Annotated in this window: 13 protein-coding genes, 17 tRNA genes and 2 rRNA genes; 5 read left to right on the forward strand and 27 right to left on the reverse strand. The window is 44.6% G+C overall.

Going from position 1 to position 15,364, the window contains the following annotated elements:
• Nucleotide 1: 1 nt before the first annotated feature.
• From MHZ92_RS15985 to chrA, 3 genes are all read right to left on the reverse strand, one after another.
• Nucleotides 2-1,741 carry an ABC transporter ATP-binding protein gene (locus tag MHZ92_RS15985; protein WP_239432715.1) on the reverse strand — a complete coding sequence of 580 codons (1,740 nt, stop codon included), beginning with the start codon at nucleotides 1,739-1,741 and terminating at the stop codon, nucleotides 2-4.
• 219 nt (nucleotides 1,742-1,960) lie between these two features.
• Complete coding sequence (locus MHZ92_RS15990) at nucleotides 1,961-2,119, reverse strand: hypothetical protein (protein WP_239432716.1); 159 nt, start codon at nucleotides 2,117-2,119, stop codon at nucleotides 1,961-1,963.
• Nucleotides 2,120-2,342: 223 nt separating this feature from the next.
• Complete coding sequence (gene chrA, locus MHZ92_RS15995; RefSeq protein ID WP_239432717.1) at nucleotides 2,343-3,521, reverse strand: chromate efflux transporter; 1,179 nt, start codon at nucleotides 3,519-3,521, stop codon at nucleotides 2,343-2,345.
• Between the two features lie 166 nt (nucleotides 3,522-3,687).
• On the opposite strand from chrA, the gene MHZ92_RS16000 reads away from it, so the two are divergent.
• A complete protein-coding gene (locus tag MHZ92_RS16000; RefSeq protein ID WP_239432718.1) occupies nucleotides 3,688-5,022 on the forward strand; it encodes a hemolysin family protein in 1,335 nt (444 codons plus the stop codon).
• A 41-nt stretch (nucleotides 5,023-5,063) separates the two neighbouring features.
• On the opposite strand, the gene MHZ92_RS16005 is transcribed toward MHZ92_RS16000, so the two are convergent.
• Nucleotides 5,064-6,608, reverse strand: coding sequence for a bifunctional GNAT family N-acetyltransferase/carbon-nitrogen hydrolase family protein (locus tag MHZ92_RS16005; RefSeq protein ID WP_239432719.1), 1,545 nt, complete (start codon nucleotides 6,606-6,608; stop codon nucleotides 5,064-5,066).
• Nucleotides 6,609-6,739: 131 nt separating this feature from the next.
• On the opposite strand from MHZ92_RS16005, the gene MHZ92_RS16010 reads away from it, so the two are divergent.
• The 3 genes from MHZ92_RS16010 to MHZ92_RS16020 are packed head-to-tail and all read left to right on the forward strand — an operon-like array spanning nucleotide 6,740 to nucleotide 8,497.
• The gene (locus MHZ92_RS16010) at nucleotides 6,740-7,165 is read left to right on the forward strand and encodes a disulfide oxidoreductase (RefSeq protein WP_239432720.1); all 426 of its coding nucleotides are present in this window, start codon (nucleotides 6,740-6,742) and stop codon (nucleotides 7,163-7,165) included.
• A 1-nt stretch (nucleotide 7,166) separates the two neighbouring features.
• Complete coding sequence (locus tag MHZ92_RS16015; protein ID WP_239432721.1) at nucleotides 7,167-7,643, forward strand: thioredoxin family protein; 477 nt, start codon at nucleotides 7,167-7,169, stop codon at nucleotides 7,641-7,643.
• Nucleotides 7,643-8,497 (forward strand): RluA family pseudouridine synthase, encoded by an 855-nt coding sequence (locus MHZ92_RS16020; protein ID WP_239432722.1) that lies wholly within the window; start codon nucleotides 7,643-7,645, stop codon nucleotides 8,495-8,497. The genes MHZ92_RS16015 and MHZ92_RS16020 overlap by 1 nt, the downstream gene beginning before the upstream one ends.
• A 31-nt stretch (nucleotides 8,498-8,528) precedes the next feature.
• On the opposite strand, the gene MHZ92_RS16025 is transcribed toward MHZ92_RS16020, so the two are convergent.
• The 4 genes from MHZ92_RS16025 to queG all read right to left on the reverse strand — a co-directional run bounded on the left by MHZ92_RS16025 (nucleotide 8,529) and on the right by queG (nucleotide 12,310).
• Entirely contained in the window at nucleotides 8,529-9,464 is a 936-nt protein-coding gene (locus MHZ92_RS16025) for a methyl-accepting chemotaxis protein (RefSeq protein WP_239432723.1), read from the reverse strand.
• A gap of 86 nt (nucleotides 9,465-9,550) precedes the next feature.
• Nucleotides 9,551-10,381, reverse strand: a complete 831-nt coding sequence (locus tag MHZ92_RS16030; protein ID WP_239432724.1) for an aldo/keto reductase — start codon at nucleotides 10,379-10,381, stop codon at nucleotides 9,551-9,553.
• 314 nt (nucleotides 10,382-10,695) lie between these two features.
• Nucleotides 10,696-11,169, reverse strand: a complete 474-nt coding sequence (gene trmL, locus MHZ92_RS16035; protein WP_239432725.1) for a tRNA (uridine(34)/cytosine(34)/5-carboxymethylaminomethyluridine(34)-2'-O)-methyltransferase TrmL — start codon at nucleotides 11,167-11,169, stop codon at nucleotides 10,696-10,698.
• A 13-nt stretch (nucleotides 11,170-11,182) separates the two neighbouring features.
• Nucleotides 11,183-12,310, reverse strand: a complete 1,128-nt coding sequence (gene queG, locus MHZ92_RS16040) for a tRNA epoxyqueuosine(34) reductase QueG (RefSeq protein WP_239432726.1) — start codon at nucleotides 12,308-12,310, stop codon at nucleotides 11,183-11,185.
• Between the two features lie 55 nt (nucleotides 12,311-12,365).
• On the opposite strand from queG, the gene MHZ92_RS16045 reads away from it, so the two are divergent.
• On the forward strand, nucleotides 12,366-13,079 hold the full coding sequence (locus tag MHZ92_RS16045) for a B3/B4 domain-containing protein (protein WP_239432739.1): 714 nt from the start codon (nucleotides 12,366-12,368) through the stop codon (nucleotides 13,077-13,079).
• 100 nt (nucleotides 13,080-13,179) lie between these two features.
• Here the strand turns inward: MHZ92_RS16045 and MHZ92_RS16050 are convergent.
• From MHZ92_RS16050 to MHZ92_RS16140, 19 genes are all read right to left on the reverse strand, one after another.
• Nucleotides 13,180-13,260, reverse strand: a tRNA-Leu gene (locus MHZ92_RS16050).
• Between the two features lie 61 nt (nucleotides 13,261-13,321).
• Nucleotides 13,322-13,402 (reverse strand) — tRNA-Leu (locus MHZ92_RS16055).
• Nucleotides 13,403-13,436: 34 nt separating this feature from the next.
• A tRNA-Cys gene (locus tag MHZ92_RS16060) sits at nucleotides 13,437-13,510 on the reverse strand.
• A gap of 10 nt (nucleotides 13,511-13,520) precedes the next feature.
• Nucleotides 13,521-13,595 (reverse strand) — tRNA-Gly (locus tag MHZ92_RS16065).
• A gap of 5 nt (nucleotides 13,596-13,600) precedes the next feature.
• Nucleotides 13,601-13,672 (reverse strand) — tRNA-Gln (locus MHZ92_RS16070).
• A gap of 9 nt (nucleotides 13,673-13,681) precedes the next feature.
• A tRNA-His gene (locus MHZ92_RS16075) sits at nucleotides 13,682-13,757 on the reverse strand.
• A gap of 38 nt (nucleotides 13,758-13,795) precedes the next feature.
• Nucleotides 13,796-13,871, reverse strand: a tRNA-His gene (locus MHZ92_RS16080).
• Between the two features lie 24 nt (nucleotides 13,872-13,895).
• A tRNA-Trp gene (locus MHZ92_RS16085) sits at nucleotides 13,896-13,969 on the reverse strand.
• A 10-nt stretch (nucleotides 13,970-13,979) separates the two neighbouring features.
• A tRNA-Tyr gene (locus tag MHZ92_RS16090) sits at nucleotides 13,980-14,064 on the reverse strand.
• Nucleotides 14,065-14,074: 10 nt separating this feature from the next.
• A tRNA-Thr gene (locus tag MHZ92_RS16095) sits at nucleotides 14,075-14,147 on the reverse strand.
• A 12-nt stretch (nucleotides 14,148-14,159) separates the two neighbouring features.
• Nucleotides 14,160-14,235: transfer RNA gene (locus MHZ92_RS16100), tRNA-Phe, on the reverse strand.
• Between the two features lie 8 nt (nucleotides 14,236-14,243).
• A tRNA-Asp gene (locus MHZ92_RS16105) sits at nucleotides 14,244-14,319 on the reverse strand.
• A 3-nt stretch (nucleotides 14,320-14,322) separates the two neighbouring features.
• Nucleotides 14,323-14,397 (reverse strand) — tRNA-Met (locus tag MHZ92_RS16110).
• A gap of 190 nt (nucleotides 14,398-14,587) precedes the next feature.
• A tRNA-Val gene (locus tag MHZ92_RS16115) sits at nucleotides 14,588-14,663 on the reverse strand.
• Nucleotides 14,664-14,675: 12 nt separating this feature from the next.
• A tRNA-Glu gene (locus MHZ92_RS16120) sits at nucleotides 14,676-14,747 on the reverse strand.
• 18 nt (nucleotides 14,748-14,765) lie between these two features.
• Nucleotides 14,766-14,856, reverse strand: a tRNA-Ser gene (locus tag MHZ92_RS16125).
• A 3-nt stretch (nucleotides 14,857-14,859) separates the two neighbouring features.
• A tRNA-Asn gene (locus MHZ92_RS16130) sits at nucleotides 14,860-14,934 on the reverse strand.
• A gap of 53 nt (nucleotides 14,935-14,987) precedes the next feature.
• Nucleotides 14,988-15,103, reverse strand: a 5S ribosomal RNA gene (rrf, locus tag MHZ92_RS16135).
• Between the two features lie 149 nt (nucleotides 15,104-15,252).
• Nucleotides 15,253-15,364 (reverse strand): 23S ribosomal RNA (locus MHZ92_RS16140); the annotation flags it as partial.

Here is a 15,364-nt window from a genome sequence, read left to right on the forward strand (position 1 = left end):
ATTATTCAACCTCCCCGATCTGCTGGCGGTCGAATTGCTCTTTATACCATCCGTTGTTCGCAAGCAAGTCTTCATGTGTTCCTTCTTCAATTACACGTCCGTCATCGAGCACGATGATCCAATCCGCATGTTGAATAGCGGATAAGCGGTGCGTCGTAATGATCGTTGTTTTTCCGGAACGTTCCGATTGGATGTTTTCAATAATTTTCGCTTCCGTCTTCGCGTCCACCGCGGAGAGCGAGTCATCCAATATGAGGATTTCAGGATTCTTCACGAGAGCCCGAGCAATCGAAATCCGCTGCTTTTGCCCTCCTGATAATGCAACGCCTTTTTCGCCGACCAATGTATCCAGTCCCGCCGGCAGCATCTCCAAATCCTTTTCAAAATAAGATAAGCGAATGGATTCTGCGATATCTTCCTCAGTTGCATCCGGACGTCCGAACAAAATGTTATCCCGGACGGAACGTGAGAAGAGCACATGATCTTGTGGCACGTAGCCGATCCAATCACGGACTTGATCCTTTTTCAACGATTGAAGGGCAACATCCGAGAAGACGATTTCACCATCTCCAGCAGGATACTCACGCAATAATTGCTTGACGAACGTCGTTTTTCCGCTTCCCGTCTTTCCGACGATGCCGAGCGTCTGTCCCCGATCCAACTTCAGTTCGATATGATCCAAGTTGACCGCATGCGACATTGGATACGTGAAGCTGACGTCGTTGAAGCCGACGCTTTCAGGCTGATCGATGTCAACCGGCTTATCAGGGTCTTTCACATCCTCCTCATAATTAAGTGTCTCCATGACACGATCCAAGGAAGCATTCCCACGTTGCAACACGTTGATCAATTCTCCAATCGCAAACATCGGCCAAACGATCATACCTAAGTACACGTTGAATGTGACAAGATTACCTAACGTCATTTCACCTGCAGACACTAAATGTGCTCCGTACCCAAGCCCAATCATATATGTCAACGCCGTCAGTACTTTCGAAAACGGCATGAAGAGAGCATCAATCTTTTCAACATGCATATTCTTCTTGTACACATCTTCCGTCATATCCGCAAATCGTTGTTCAGAAGCACGTTCTTGCACATAAGCACGGACAACCCGTACTCCCGCTACAGCCTCTAGCACATTATCGTTTAAATTCCCGAAAGCCTCTTGTGCAACCATATACCGTTCATGAATTTTCTTTCCGAGTACTTGGAGAATGAACGCCAAGATTGGTAATGGCAAAATAGCAGCAAGCGTCAGCTTCCACGAGACGACGAATCCCATCGTAATAATCAACGTCCCTAAATAGAGAGTCGAATCGATGAGCGTCATGATCCCAAAACCTGCCGTTTCTGAAATTGCGCGGAGGTCATTCGTTGAACGGGCCATTAAGTCTCCCGTTTTATTCTTTTCATAGAACGTTGGGGTCATTTTAAGGAAATGGCGCATCAGTCGCGTTCGCAACTGTCGTTCAATGACATAGGCCCCGCCGAATAGCTGGTATTGCCAGACGAAATTTCCGATATACGAGACAAGCATGATCAAAAACATCGCCCCGATGAAGAGAGCTAGCAAGTTCGTCGTCATCGTCTGCGTATAAATCGTGTCAATCGCAGTACCGATCAGCCATGGAGGTAAAATGACAAGCACATTCGTCATCATTAATAAAACGAGTGCAATCGTATACCTTTTGCGGTTTTCTTTGAAAAACCATTTTAATTTAAATAATACCGAAAACATAATGTCGACCTTCTTCCTTCATTCTTTAAACTATCCACTTTCTAGAGATTCCTTTTTTACTAGTTTCCATTGCTGATTAATAATTTGCATCATCAGCGCTCCTTTCATACATTTTTTTATATTTCACACGTTAAACGTGGAAACACCGCTAATCTTTCAAAGACAAAAAAGCACACGCCTCCTTACATAAGCGTGTGCTCAAAAAAAGGGACGACTAAGTCATGCCATCCTGATAAGTTTCATACAATAGAAAAAGAGCAGGTCAGCACGGAATTCGTATTTAGTTGTTGTGAGATAAATAGCACTCTTTTCATTTTCCGCACCTTCCTTACTATTCCGATTTTCGAATAATTCAACAGTACCATTGACAATTTCCATTTGTCAATACATTTAATACAATTCACATTAATTGTTTTAACCCGTGCGAATTGGGTAATGAATAAATATACCACTCGATTAAATTATTGATGTGGTCTTCTGCTCGTTCCAACGATAATTCGTTTTATAAAAGAAACCCCACGGCAAATTTCTATATAGCGGGCGTGCCAGGATCATTCCTGGCATTTTTTATTGTATGCAAGGAATGCCTGCAATATGACTATTAAAATAAAAAATAAGAGAGTGCCCCGAATGCTGCGGTTATTAACACGACGAGCCAAGGAGCCATTTTATAAAAATGAAGTAAACCAAAAGCGATTAGAGCAATTCCAAAGTCGATTGGGTGACCGATTGAGCTTGTGAATACTGGATCATACAGTGCAGCAAGTAAAATTCCGACAACCCCGGCATTTACTCCTTTCAATGCTGCTTGAATTCCAGGCTTGGAACGGATTGCCGACCAAAATGGCAATGTGCCAATGACTAAAAGGAATGAAGGAAGGAACATGGCAATTACGGCGACTGCAGCTCCCGAAGGTCCATTCATCAACTGCCCCAAATAACCGGACAATGTGAAAAGCGGTCCCGGTACAGCTTGAGCCGCTCCATAACCTGCGATGAACGTCTCTGCATCCATCCAACCCGCTGGAACGACTTCCCTTTCAAGCATCGGCAATACGACATGTCCCCCGCCAAAAACGATTGAACCAACCCGATAGAAAATATCAAAAATCGTAATAAACGTATTTTGAAAGAATGCGCGAATGACTGGAATACCTAAAAGTAGAAGGAAAAAAATCGACCATGCCGCCACTCCTGTTTTCCTTCCAAATGATAGGTTGATTGATGCAGGCTTCGGCGCTTTTTCTTTCCGGTACAACGCATAACCGATTAAACCTGTACCAACGATGATTGCAATTTGGCCAAGAGCTGTAGGGATCAATAATGTCAGCACAGCTGCAAGGAGCGCGATTGTTATTCTAGCCCGATCAGGAGTGAGCGACTTGCTCATGCCGACCAATGCATGCGCCACGACAGCGACAGCAACAATTTTCAATCCTTTGATCCATCCGATATCAAAAGAAGCTGTCGATGAAATAAGCCAGGCAAATGCCATTAAAATCAATACGGAAGGCAGCGTAAACCCAATCCAAGAAAGAATCCCTCCAAGTAATCCTCCGCGCATCAACCCGATCGCAATCCCGACTTGCGAGCTTGCCGGGCCAGGAAGGAACTGGCATAACGCTACGATATCCGCATACAGTTTATCGTCGAGCCATTTCTTTTTCTTCACGTACTCATCCCTAAAATAACCGATATGGGCTGCGGGTCCGCCGAACGAAGTCAGCCCTAATAGCAAAGATGTACGGAATATTTCGAGCGCATTTTTTTGCCTTTTCACAAACGCCACCTCCGAATATATACCATCCATTATACAAAACTTAGGTAAAACCATTTGTTTTTTTCTTGTAAATAAATTATTATAATCTTAACTAACTATTTTAACCTTACAGGAGGTGTGCACTTTGTTCTACCCCTCATTCGGGCGCGGAACAAAGTAAACTTATTTGGAAATTGCCATACGATTGGCAGCCTTTGCTGCCTTGATCGCACTCACCGCATTTTTTGTTGCGAGTGAATTTGCAATAGTGAAAGTACGAACAACACGGATCAACCAGCTTGTCGCGGAAGGGAACCGACGGGCAATAACAGCAAAAAAAGTCGTCAGCAATCTTGACGAGTATTTATCTGCTTGCCAATTGGGTATAACGATAACGGCATTAGGGCTGGGGATGCTAGGTGAACCGACCGTCAAACTACTTATGCAACCGGTTTTCGCCCAACTTGAAATTACCCCGAGTGCTGCGACAATCCTTTCTTTCATCATCGCATATATCGTCGTAACATTTTTACATGTCGTAGTAGGTGAGTTGGCTCCTAAAACGATCGCTATCCAAAAAGCGGAAGCCATTACGCTGGCAGCTGCGAAACCGCTCATATTCTTTTACGTAATCATGTACCCCGTTATTAAAGGGATGAATGGATCAGCACGTTTCATCATCCGCCTTTTCGGTTTCAAATCGGTTTCCGAGTCGGAAGTTGCTCATTCCGAGGATGAATTGAGATTGATTTTGACTGATAGTTTGAAGGGCGGAGAAATTAACCAAGCAGAATATAAATTTGTCAATAAGATTTTCGAATTCGATGATCGCCTCGCCAAAGAGATCATGGTGCCGCGTACCGAAATGATGACAATTGAGAAGGACGTCACATTACGGGAGATGTTTGAACTGATGGGCGTCGAACAATTTACGAGATATCCCGTCACAGATGGCGATAAAGATCATGTCATCGGCTTGGTGAACATGAAAAATCTTTTGACTGCATTCATTAAAGATCCGACAACAGGCGATCAGCCTGTTAGTGAATATATGCAACCCATCATCCGGGTCATCGAAACGATGCCAATCGGCGATTTATTATTGAAAATCCAACGTGAACGAATCCATATGGCTGTGTTAATGGATGAATACGGAGGAACTGCCGGACTCGTAACAATCGAAGATATTTTAGAAGAGATCGTCGGAGAAATTCAGGATGAGTTTGATATAGACGAAGTGCCAGAAGTACAAAAAATTAATGAAAACCATTATATATTGGACGCAAAAATGTTAATTGAGAGCGTTAACGAAGTACTCGATATTGATATTGACGAAGAGGACATCGATACAATCGGCGGATGGTTCATGTCCGAACGTTTCGAAGCGGTTCCTGGTGAAAAGATTATTGAACAAGGCTACGAATTCACCGTGAAGGATGTCGAAGGGCATCACATCCTCTTCTTGGAAGTTATAAAAAATGAACAAACAAGCGAAGCGACTGATTTGCAGCTTGAATCATAATAAAAACGATTTTACGGCATCCCCATTGGAGATGCCGTCTTTTATTTCTTCAAATACTCCACTCGATAAATATCGTGGCGGCGGTCTTTCAGTTGTTTTACCGTTCCGTCCTGGCGCTGGCGGCGCAATATTTCGAGGTCGACATCTCCAATAAGAACCATTTCCAAATTCGGATTCGTTTCTCCGACAATTCCATCCCTTGCAAACTCAAAGTCAGATGGAGAGAAGATGGCCGATTGGGCATATTGGATATCCATGTTTTCGGTTTGCGGCAAATTTCCAACCGTTCCCGAAATGACGGTGTAAATCTGATTTTCAATCGCGCGCGCTTGGGCACAATACCGGACGCGCAAATACCCTTGACGATCTTCCGTACAGAAAGGCGTGAAGATAATATTGGCCCCTTTGTCCGTCGCAATTCTTGCAAGCTCGGGGAATTCGATATCATAACAGATTTGAATGGCTATTTTTCCACAATCGGTATCAAAGACCTCAACTTCATCCCCTTGGCTGATCCCCCACCATTTCCGTTCATTCGGAGTAATATGGATCTTGTATTGCTTCTCGATAGAGCCGTCCCTTCTAAACAGATAGGCGATATTGTAAATTTCTTGGTCCTCTTCCTCGACAAAATGAGATCCGCCGATTATATTGACATTGTAACGAACTGCGAGATTTGTGAACATTTCAATGTATTGCTGCGTATACTCCGTCATCTTCCGTACCGCCCTGCTCGGAGAAGGCTCGTCTAAGAACGACATGAGCTGCGTCGTAAATATTTCCGGGAAGACGACAAAATCCGAATTTGCATCTGACGCAACGTCCACAAAGTATTCGCATTGATTGGCCAATTCTTCGAACGTTGAAATTTTCCGCATCATATACTGGACGACACAAATTCGCACCGGGTAACTCGTCTTATAATGCCGTTTCGTAGTTGACTTATAATCGACATTATTCCATTCCATCAATGTCGCATATTTTTTTGAGGCCTTGTCATCAGGCAAGTAATTCGGATTAATTCGCATTAGCGTGAAATCGTTCAATAGCTGGAAAGTGAGGACAGGATCATAGATTTTATGCCGGGTCACTGCCTCCACGTATTCACGTGCTGACATTTCAGAAGCATACTTGTGATAGTTTGGTATCCTGCCCCCAATGATGATTGACTTTAGATTCAACCGTTGAACAAGTTCTTTTCTGGCATCGTACAGCCGTTGCCCTACTTTCATTCTCCGATACTCGGGATGGACCATCACTTCGATGCCGTATAAATTGTATCCTTCCGGGTTATGGTTCGTAATATAGCCGTTATCGGAAATATCGTCCCATGAATGCTTGTCATCATATTCATCGAAATTAATGATCAAGCTTGAACAGGAACCGATGATTTTCCCGTCGAGTTCAGCAACGAATTGCCCTTCCGGAAATATGGACAGATGGCTTTTCAAATGTTCCTCTTCCCATGGCTCCATGCCAGGGAAACAATCTCCTTGCATATTTAGTATTTTGGGGATGTCATCCTCTTTCATTTCCCTGATGACCATTTTCATTTCAAATGATGATAAATCAATTTCTTCACTCATCTAAACTTCACCCTTTCTACATAATCTGTACCCATAATTGGTGATGTAAAGTCATGTAGTTCCGATTATTTTACACGGTTACGTCCTCGCCGTATAATCTAAGAGGAGCATTAGTAACAGGAGTTGACATTATGCATAAACGATTGGAGAACGGCCTTGTTTTCATTTTCACCATTTCCCTTATAGCCACCTTAGGGTCATTGTACTTTTCCGAAATACGTGGCTATGAACCTTGCACTCTTTGCTGGTATCAACGCATCCTTATGTACCCGATCGTTTTAATAACGGGGGTCGCTTTATTCCAGAAAAACGCAAAGATCGCATTGACGACTGCTGTCTTTTCAGTAGTCGGGGGTTCCATTTCACTTTACCATTACGGAATCCAAAAGCTTAGCTTTTTGCAAGATAGCGCACCGGCTTGTGGAAATGTTTCGTGTATAGGCCAATATGTGAACTATCTAGGATTCATCACAATTCCGTTTATGGCTTTAACGGCATTCGTGCTCATCCTCATTACAAGCCTACTATTACTAAAATGGCAAAAGGAGTCTAACTAAATTGAAGAAATTACTAATCATCGGCGGTGTCATCGTCGCCATTTTTGCTTTAATCATCGTATTGAATAATCAATCGAACAAAGAGAAACTGAAAGACAATCCATACGGTACGAACGACTTGAGTCAGGCAACAATCGACCTGCTTGGGAATGAAAATTACAGCAACATCGTTCTCCCGGATGAGCTATATGAAAAAGTCACTTCTGGAGAAGATGTGACAGCATACTTCTTCCACCCAGAGTGCCAATATTGCCAGCAAATGACGCCGATTCTCATGCCGATTGCAAAAGAAAAAGGAATTCACGTATACCAATACAATATGATGGAGTTCCCGAATGAATCGCAGCCATACGGGATCACATCATGGCCGGCGCTAATCCATTATAAAGACGGAAAAGAGGTAGCACGTTCCGTCGGCTTGCCGCAAAACCCAGAGGAAGATATCCGCACATTCTTTGATGCGTACAACGAGCAATGATGGAAAAAGCAAATACATCCTTCCATTATCGAATAGATCGTGAAGGGCTGACGGTTGAAGAACTTCTACGAGATGAATGGAAAGCTGGTAAGAAGACGATCCATCAAATGAGGATGGAAAAGGCGGTTACGGATACAGCCGGAAATCCTGTCGATTGGCGAACACCACTCGAAGTAGGTATGAAACTGGTCTTTCATTTCAAGGATGCCGTATCATCGTATAAGCCCGATAAGGACATCACAGTTTCCATCCTTTTCGAAGATGAACATATCATTGCCGCTCTGAAGCCGGCAGGCATGGCGATACATCCTGACGAAACAGATGACGGCGGGACGTTCATGAATGCAATCATGGCGCATATGGTAACGACTGGAGGAGCTTACGCAGAGCATATTCACCGGCTCGACAAAGGGACGGAAGGAATTGTCCTCGTAGCGAAGCACCCTATCGCAAAAGCGCTTTTGGACCGGATGATCGAGGAGCGTGCCATCACACGTATTTATCATGCGGAAGTTGATGGACTCGTTAAACGAATGAGAGGGACGCTTCAATACCCGATTGGACGGGATCGTCATCATCCAACGAGACGCCGGGTATCCCCAGGTGGGCAGGATGCGATCACTCGTTACCGTGTCATGAAACGGGGCGAAGAGACGACATATATAGAGGCTAGCTTAGAAACCGGTAGAACTCATCAGATCCGGGTCCACTTCTCCCATATAGGACATCCCGTAACAGGCGATACATTGTATGGCGGTAGTGAAACTGCCGATGGAAACTACCGATTGACGGCAAAGAAAGTGTCCTTCAACCACCCGTTCACGACTGCTCAGACAACAATCGAAGTTAAATAAAAAAACCGTGGAATCTTTTCCACGGTTTTTCTCATTTTGATAATTGGTAGATACCTTTTTCGAGACGTATATCCAGTTCTTTCGCGTTTTCAATATGATCGATAATCAGTGCTTGCGCTTCAGCGAATAAAGTCGTTGCATCGGATAATTCGCGTTTTACCGCTTCGGAAAGCTTCTTCTGCTCCTCGATCATTTCCTGGATGGAAGTGATGTCTAGTTTACTTTCCTCAACTGTCCCAAGAATCCGTTCGATTTTATCTGCAGTTTCCATACTGACGGAAATGCCTTTTTCAACGAGAGCTGCGCTTTTCCTTGTAGCTTCTAATGCCTGCTCGATTTCCTCACGCAGTGCATTCGTCAACGTCTGGATATTGGCCGTGCTGTCTGATGTGCTTTCCGCTAATTTTCGTACTTCTTGCGCCACAACAGCAAACCCTTTACCGGATTCTCCCGCACGTGCGGCTTCGATCGAGGCGTTGAGCGCCAATAAATTCGTTTGGGCAGCAATATCCTCGATAACCCCTACGATTGACTGGATTTCAACAGACCTTTCGCTCAAGTTCGTCATATTTTTCTCGGAAGCTTGAATCTGCACGCCTAGTTCCTTAATGACTTCAGCAGTTCCTTGCACTTCCTTTGTTCCATCGGATGCTTCCTGAACCATCTGCTGAGCATTTTTCTCCAATGATCGACCTTTCTCAAAAAGATCATTTGATTTATCTGATGTCTTTTCACTTAATTCCCCAACGTTATCGAATCTCTTTTCGATTTGACGAACGGCTTCACCTAGTACATTATGCTGCGAATTCACTTTCTCATGTTGTCGGACCGCTGCCTGCAACTCTTCACGTAATTCTTGCAACCGTTGCTGTTCCTCTGCTTCTTTATCTGCAAATTCCAATTGCATTCTTTCCATTTCCAATTGGAATCGATTGTCGGTTTCTACTTTTCTTTTACGGTTAAACAAGGCCATTCCTCCCCGCTATCTATCTTCTTATTATAACATATTTTCTCAATATATAAGACAAACGTCACCGGGGTCCAAAGCCTTATTCACGCCTCATCAAATTTTTCTGGGTTTGTTCCAGTCCGCTCATCACGATTCAAACCATCAATTTTTAACATATCCTCCGGAGTCAACTCGAAGTCTTTCACGTCAATGTTCGATTGGATACGGCTTGGCGTAACTGACTTAGGAATGACGACCAATCCATGTTGCAAATGCCATCTAATGATGACTTGCGCTGGCGTTTTTCCATATTTTAACCCGATTTGCTGTAATATCGGCTCTTCCATGAGTCTGCCTCTAGCCAACGGAGACCACGATGTGACGGTGATGCCATGGTCATTACAGAAGTTCCGTAAAGGCTCTTGGGTAAGTCTCGGGTGCAATTCGATTTGATTTACCATCGGTTTTACATTTGTGACATTGAACACCTTCTCTAAATGATGGATATGATGATTGGATACACCTGTAGCTCTGATCAGCTTTTCATCATAAAGCCTTTCAATTGCGCGATAGGTATCAACGAATGAACCCGCTACAGGCCAGTGCGTCAAGTAAAGATCCAAATAATCCATCCCTAGCCTTTCCAAAGAAGCCTCGAACGCTCTCAATGTTTCATCATACCCTTGATCGGTGTTCCACACTTTCGAGGTGATGAACAGTTCTTCCCTTGGAATTCCTGATTGCCGGATGGCTTCGCCCGTCTCTTTTTCATTCTCATAGATAGCTGCCGTGTCGATTGCTCGGTAGCCAACTTCCAAAGCGTATGTAATGGCCTGTATCGTTTCTTCGGAATCGGTCATTTTGTAAACGCCAAGACCGAGCTGGGGCATTTTCACTCCATTCGATAGAGTCACTGTGTCGTCAAAATATTTCATTCCGTTCCCCTCCTATTTCATTTGTATCTTTATTGTACCTATAATCGAATTAATTGACGACTGAAGTTGTCTGATTGTTAATCAGAATGACACAATTTTTTAGTTCAGACATTTCAATCGCCAATGTTTTAAGGTATACTATACGAAGGACTACTGATTTTACGGGAGGTACATCTGATGAATCTTTTGCTTATTATGGGTGTTTGCTTCGCATTTCTTTCTGCAATCCTTACAGGCGGGTACGAAGATAAGCCAGGTAAAGTGAAAAAATAAGTAGTAAAAAACGGGACATGCCATAATCGGCTGTCCCGTTTTTATTTCAAATCTAAAAATGATTGTTGCCGCAACGCTTCATAGATGAGTATCGCTGCAGTATTGGATAGGTTCAGTGATCGTATATGATCATTCATCGGTATACGCAAACATTTCTCTTTGTTCTGCTCAATCACTTCATCCGGCAAACCTGTCGTCTCTTTCCCGAATACGAAAAACACATCCTTTGACGAGTCCGAAAAATCAAAGTCTGAGTAGGCTTTTTCTCCGAATTTCGTAATGAAGAAAAACTCCGCATCCGGATAGGCATCGAAAAATTGTTGTATGCCCTCATGATACGTAATATCGACGTATTGCCAATAATCGAGCCCTGCACGCTTGAGCATTTTATCGTCAGTGGAAAAGCCAAGCGGTTTAATTAGATGTAATTTCGTCCCTGTCCCGGCGCATGTACGAGCGATATTCCCGGTGTTCGCTGGAATCAATGGTTCAAATAATGCAACGTGTATCGCCATATGAGCACTTCCTTCATGTAGTCTCCAATACTTTTTCCATTTCGATCCGTACATCCGGATCTTCTTCATTCGGTAACGCCTTTTCAACCGCTTCAATGCCTTCGTTCGTTCCAATCTGACCGAGTGCCCATGCAGCTGTGCCGCGAATGACAGGGCGTGGATCCTGCACAATTATTTCAGCCAAAACTGGCACCGCTGTTTTATCCTTGAAATGAGCAAGCGCAAGGATGGCATTCCGCTGTATCGGATTCTTACCTCTCCATGAACCCGACATATGCCCATAAGTCTCTTTAAATTGTCGATTTGATAAACTCAACATCGGAACGAGGAGTGGCTTTGCCAACTCAGGCTCAGGTTGAAATGCGGACTGATGAAGATTATATTTCCCTTTATTTTTTGGACATACAGTTTGGCATGTATCGCAGCCGTATACCCTATTTCCGATTTTCGCACGGAATTCCTCAGGAAGCGACTTTTTCGTCTGCGTCAAAAAGGCGATGCACCGTTGCGCATTAAGCTGCCCTCCTTGAATCAAAGCCCCTGTAGGACATGCATCCAGACAAAGCCTACAATCGCCGCATTGGTCCTCCATCGGGACGTCTGGCTCAAACGGGATATTCGTAATCATTTCCCCTAAATAAACGTACGAGCCGAATTCAGGTGTGATCACTGAACAGTTTTTACCAGACCAGCCAATCCCCGCACGAACCGCTACAGCCCGGTCGACAAGTTCCCCGGTGTCCACCATGGACCGCATTTTAGCATTCGGCATTTTTTCCAAAATAAACGTTTCAAGAAGTTGCAACTTTTCACGAAGAACATGGTGATAATCCATCCCCCAAGATGCCCTCGCGAAAATGCCGCGCCGTTCTCCCTTCTTCCCTTTTGGCGCATCTGTCATTTTAGATGGGTAAGCAATCGCTATGGAAATAATGCTTTCGGCGCGATCGAGCAACATAAGCGGTTCTGTCCGTTTTTCAACATCACTTTCTTCGAAGCCCGATTGATAGCCTAATTCCTGTTGACGACGCAAACGGTTTTTTAATTCAAGAAAAGGGGCGGCAGTCGTAAAACCGATTTTATCGATGCCGATCGTAGCTGCATATTCTTTTATGGTCGACTGTAGTTGAGCGACATTCACAACATTCCGCCTCCTCTATGGTAGGATTGATAAAAAGATGACAAAGGTGATGAGAATGAAAATAAAGATAGACGAGAATCTATTTCAGCAGTTGCCCGACTTGAAATTGGGCATTATCCATTATAGCAAAATTACAGTGTCGGAATCTCCTCAAATGTTAAAAGGAAGGTTGCAATTATTCCAAGAACAGCTATTTTTCGAATTGGACACCAAACCCGTAACAGACTTTCCTGGCATCCAAGAATGGAGAGAGACATGGAAAGCCTTAGGCGGCGACCCGAACCGATACAGACCATCTGTAGAAGCACTATTTCGTAGAATTAAAAAGCAGAATTACTTGCGAACCATTCACACAGCGGTTGACCTGAATACGTTCTTCTCACTCCAGTATGAAATTCCTGCAGGTATTTATGACGTAGCTAAGCTTGTAGGAGATATCCAATTGACCGTTGGCGGAGAAGAAGACGGTTATGAAGGATTGAATGGCCGTTTTAATTCATTGCACCGCATTCTTCAATTAAAAGACGATTACAGTCCTTTCGGCAGCCCTTATGTAGATTCCATCCGAACAGCCGTTACAGAAGAAACAACGGATGCGCTCCACGTTTTATTCCTCCGTCCTTCTATGGACAACGAGGAAGCTCTGAAATTGACGACGGCATGTGGCAATATGTTTACGTCCATTAGCGGCGGAGAGGCTTCTTGCTATGTGATTCATGAAGAGCGTCCATCTGTTATGGTAAATGACAAAGAATCCTTCAATTTGTAAAAGCTCAACACGATCCACATCCGATAGACGACTCAGTCCCATGGAAAACGCCCCTATCCACGTACATGTGGTAGGAGCGTTTTTTTAATGTTGAACTGGATACCCAAGGCCGGACTTGAACCGGCACGCCTTGCGGCATCGCATTTTGAGTGCGACGTGTCTGCCATTCCACCACTTGGGCATAAAAAAGGAAATGTAGAAAGAGAAAAGATGCAACCAGGGTTGCATCTTTTCAAAGTGGATACCCGAGGCCGGACTTGAACCGGCACGCCTCGCGGCATCGCATTTTGAGTGCGACGTGTCTGCCATTCCACCACTCGGGCATAACAACAATTGACTTACAGCATACATGAAAATTGGAGGCGGCAACCGGAATCGAACCGGTGGTAAGGGTGTTGCAGACCCGTGCCTTACCGCTTGGCTATGCCGCCGTAAGAAAGTTGGAGCGGAAGACGGGATTCGAACCCGCGACCCCGACCTTGGCAAGGTCGTATTCTACCACTGAACTACTTCCGCGAAAACTGGGGTAGCTGGATTCGAACCAACGAATGACGGAGTCAAAGTCCGTTGCCTTACCGCTTGGCTATACCCCAAAAACTAAATGGGGCGACTGAAGGGAATCGAACCCTCGAGTGTCGGAACCACAATCCGATGCGTTAACCACTTCGCCACAATCGCCATAATAAAAGATTTATTAAAATACAAAACATCATGGATGGGGCGGCTGAAGGGAATCGAACCCTCGAATGTCGGAACCACAATCCGATGCGTTAACCACTTCGCCACAACCGCCATAATATTATATTGAAACAGAAATGGCAGGGGCAGTAGGAATCGAACCCACACCAAAGGTTTTGGAGACCTCTATTCTACCGTTAAACTATGCCCCTGTAAAATAAATGGTGGTGGGGGACGGATTCGAACCGCCGAACCCGGAGGGAGCGGATTTACAGTCCGCCGCGTTTAGCCACTTCGCTACCCCACCAAGAGAAGCATGCCGGCGATAGGAGTCGAACCCACGACCTACTGATTACAAGTCAGTTGCTCTACCAACTGAGCTACACCGGCATAATATTATAATGGTGGCTCAGGACGGAATCGAACCGCCGACACAAGGATTTTCAGTCCTTTGCTCTACCGACTGAGCTACTGAGCCACAAATAATGGCGGTCCCGACCGGGATCGAACCGGCGATCTCCTGCGTGACAGGCAGGCATGTTAACCGCTACACCACGGGACCTTTTGGTTGCGGGGGCAGGATTTGAACCTGCGACCTTCGGGTTATGAGCCCGACGAGCTACCACTGCTCCACCCCGCGATAATATTAGTTGTAGGAAATTTAAAACCTACGCATTTAGTTAGCTTTGGGACTTTGTTGTAATTTCCTTTCAGGAAATTACACAAATCACATTCTGCGTGATGTGATTTGCTCCACCCCGCGATAATGTTAGTTGTAGGAAGTTTAAAACCTACACATTTAGTTAGCTTTGGAACTTCATAAGAAATTATGGTGGAGGATGACGGGTTCGAACCGCCGACCCCCTGCTTGTAAGGCAGGTGCTCTCCCAGCTGAGCTAATCCTCCGTGTTAAAATGATGACCCCTACGGGATTCGAACCCGTGTTACCGCCGTGAAAGGGCGGTGTCTTAACCGCTTGACCAAGGGGCCATATGTAATTTATAAAACTGGCGGAGAGCAAGGGATTTGAACCCTTGATACGCGGTTAGCGTATACACGATTTCCAATCGTGCTCCTTCGGCCACTCGGACAGCTCTCCAATTGGCTCCGCAGGTAGGACTCGAACCTACGACCGATCGGTTAACAGCCGATTGCTCTACCACTGAGCTACTGCGGAATAATAATGTAATAATAAACTAACTTTACATTACAGTCATTTTAGAAATGACAGCCCAGCGACGTCTTACTCTCACAGGGGGAAGCCCCCTACTACCATCAGCGCTGAAGAGCTTAACTTCCGTGTTCGGTATGGGAACGGGTGTGACCTCTTCGCCATCATCACTGGACTATTTTTCACAAGACAAGATTTATTATATCATATCTGGTGAATAAATCAAGCGTTTTTTTTTCAAAATAAATTATTTTGTTCGCTCAAAACCGGATAAAACCAACATTGTTGCTGAACTTCAAGTTCAACCGTACTAAATCAACTTATAAGGTTAAGTCCTCGATCGATTAGTATCCGTCAGCTGCACGTGTCGCCACGCTTCCACCCCGGACCTATCCACCTCATCTTCTTTGAGGGATCTTACTTACAAATGTAATGG

This window comes from Sporosarcina sp. ACRSL (assembly GCF_022346605.1).
Classification (GTDB): Bacteria; Bacillota; Bacilli; order Bacillales_A; family Planococcaceae; genus Sporosarcina.

Bases quoted from the DNA above. Each gene is read 5' to 3' on its own strand.
- MHZ92_RS15985 (WP_239432715.1), bottom strand. From the start codon at position 1,741: ATGTTTTCGGTATTATTTAAATTAAAATGGTTTTTCAAAGAAAACCGC.
- MHZ92_RS15990 (WP_239432716.1), bottom strand. From the start codon at position 2,119: ATGGAAATTGTCAATGGTACTGTTGAATTATTCGAAAATCGGAATAGT.
- MHZ92_RS16005 (WP_239432719.1), bottom strand. From the start codon at position 6,608: ATGAGTGAAGAAATTGATTTATCATCATTTGAAATGAAAATGGTCATC.
- MHZ92_RS16010 (WP_239432720.1), top strand. From the start codon at position 6,740: ATGCATAAACGATTGGAGAACGGCCTTGTTTTCATTTTCACCATTTCC.
- MHZ92_RS16020 (WP_239432722.1), top strand. From the start codon at position 7,643: ATGGAAAAAGCAAATACATCCTTCCATTATCGAATAGATCGTGAAGGG.
- MHZ92_RS16030 (WP_239432724.1), bottom strand. From the start codon at position 10,381: ATGAAATATTTTGACGACACAGTGACTCTATCGAATGGAGTGAAAATG.
- trmL (WP_239432725.1), bottom strand. From the start codon at position 11,169: ATGGCGATACACGTTGCATTATTTGAACCATTGATTCCAGCGAACACC.
- MHZ92_RS16045 (WP_239432739.1), top strand. From the start codon at position 12,366: ATGAAAATAAAGATAGACGAGAATCTATTTCAGCAGTTGCCCGACTTG.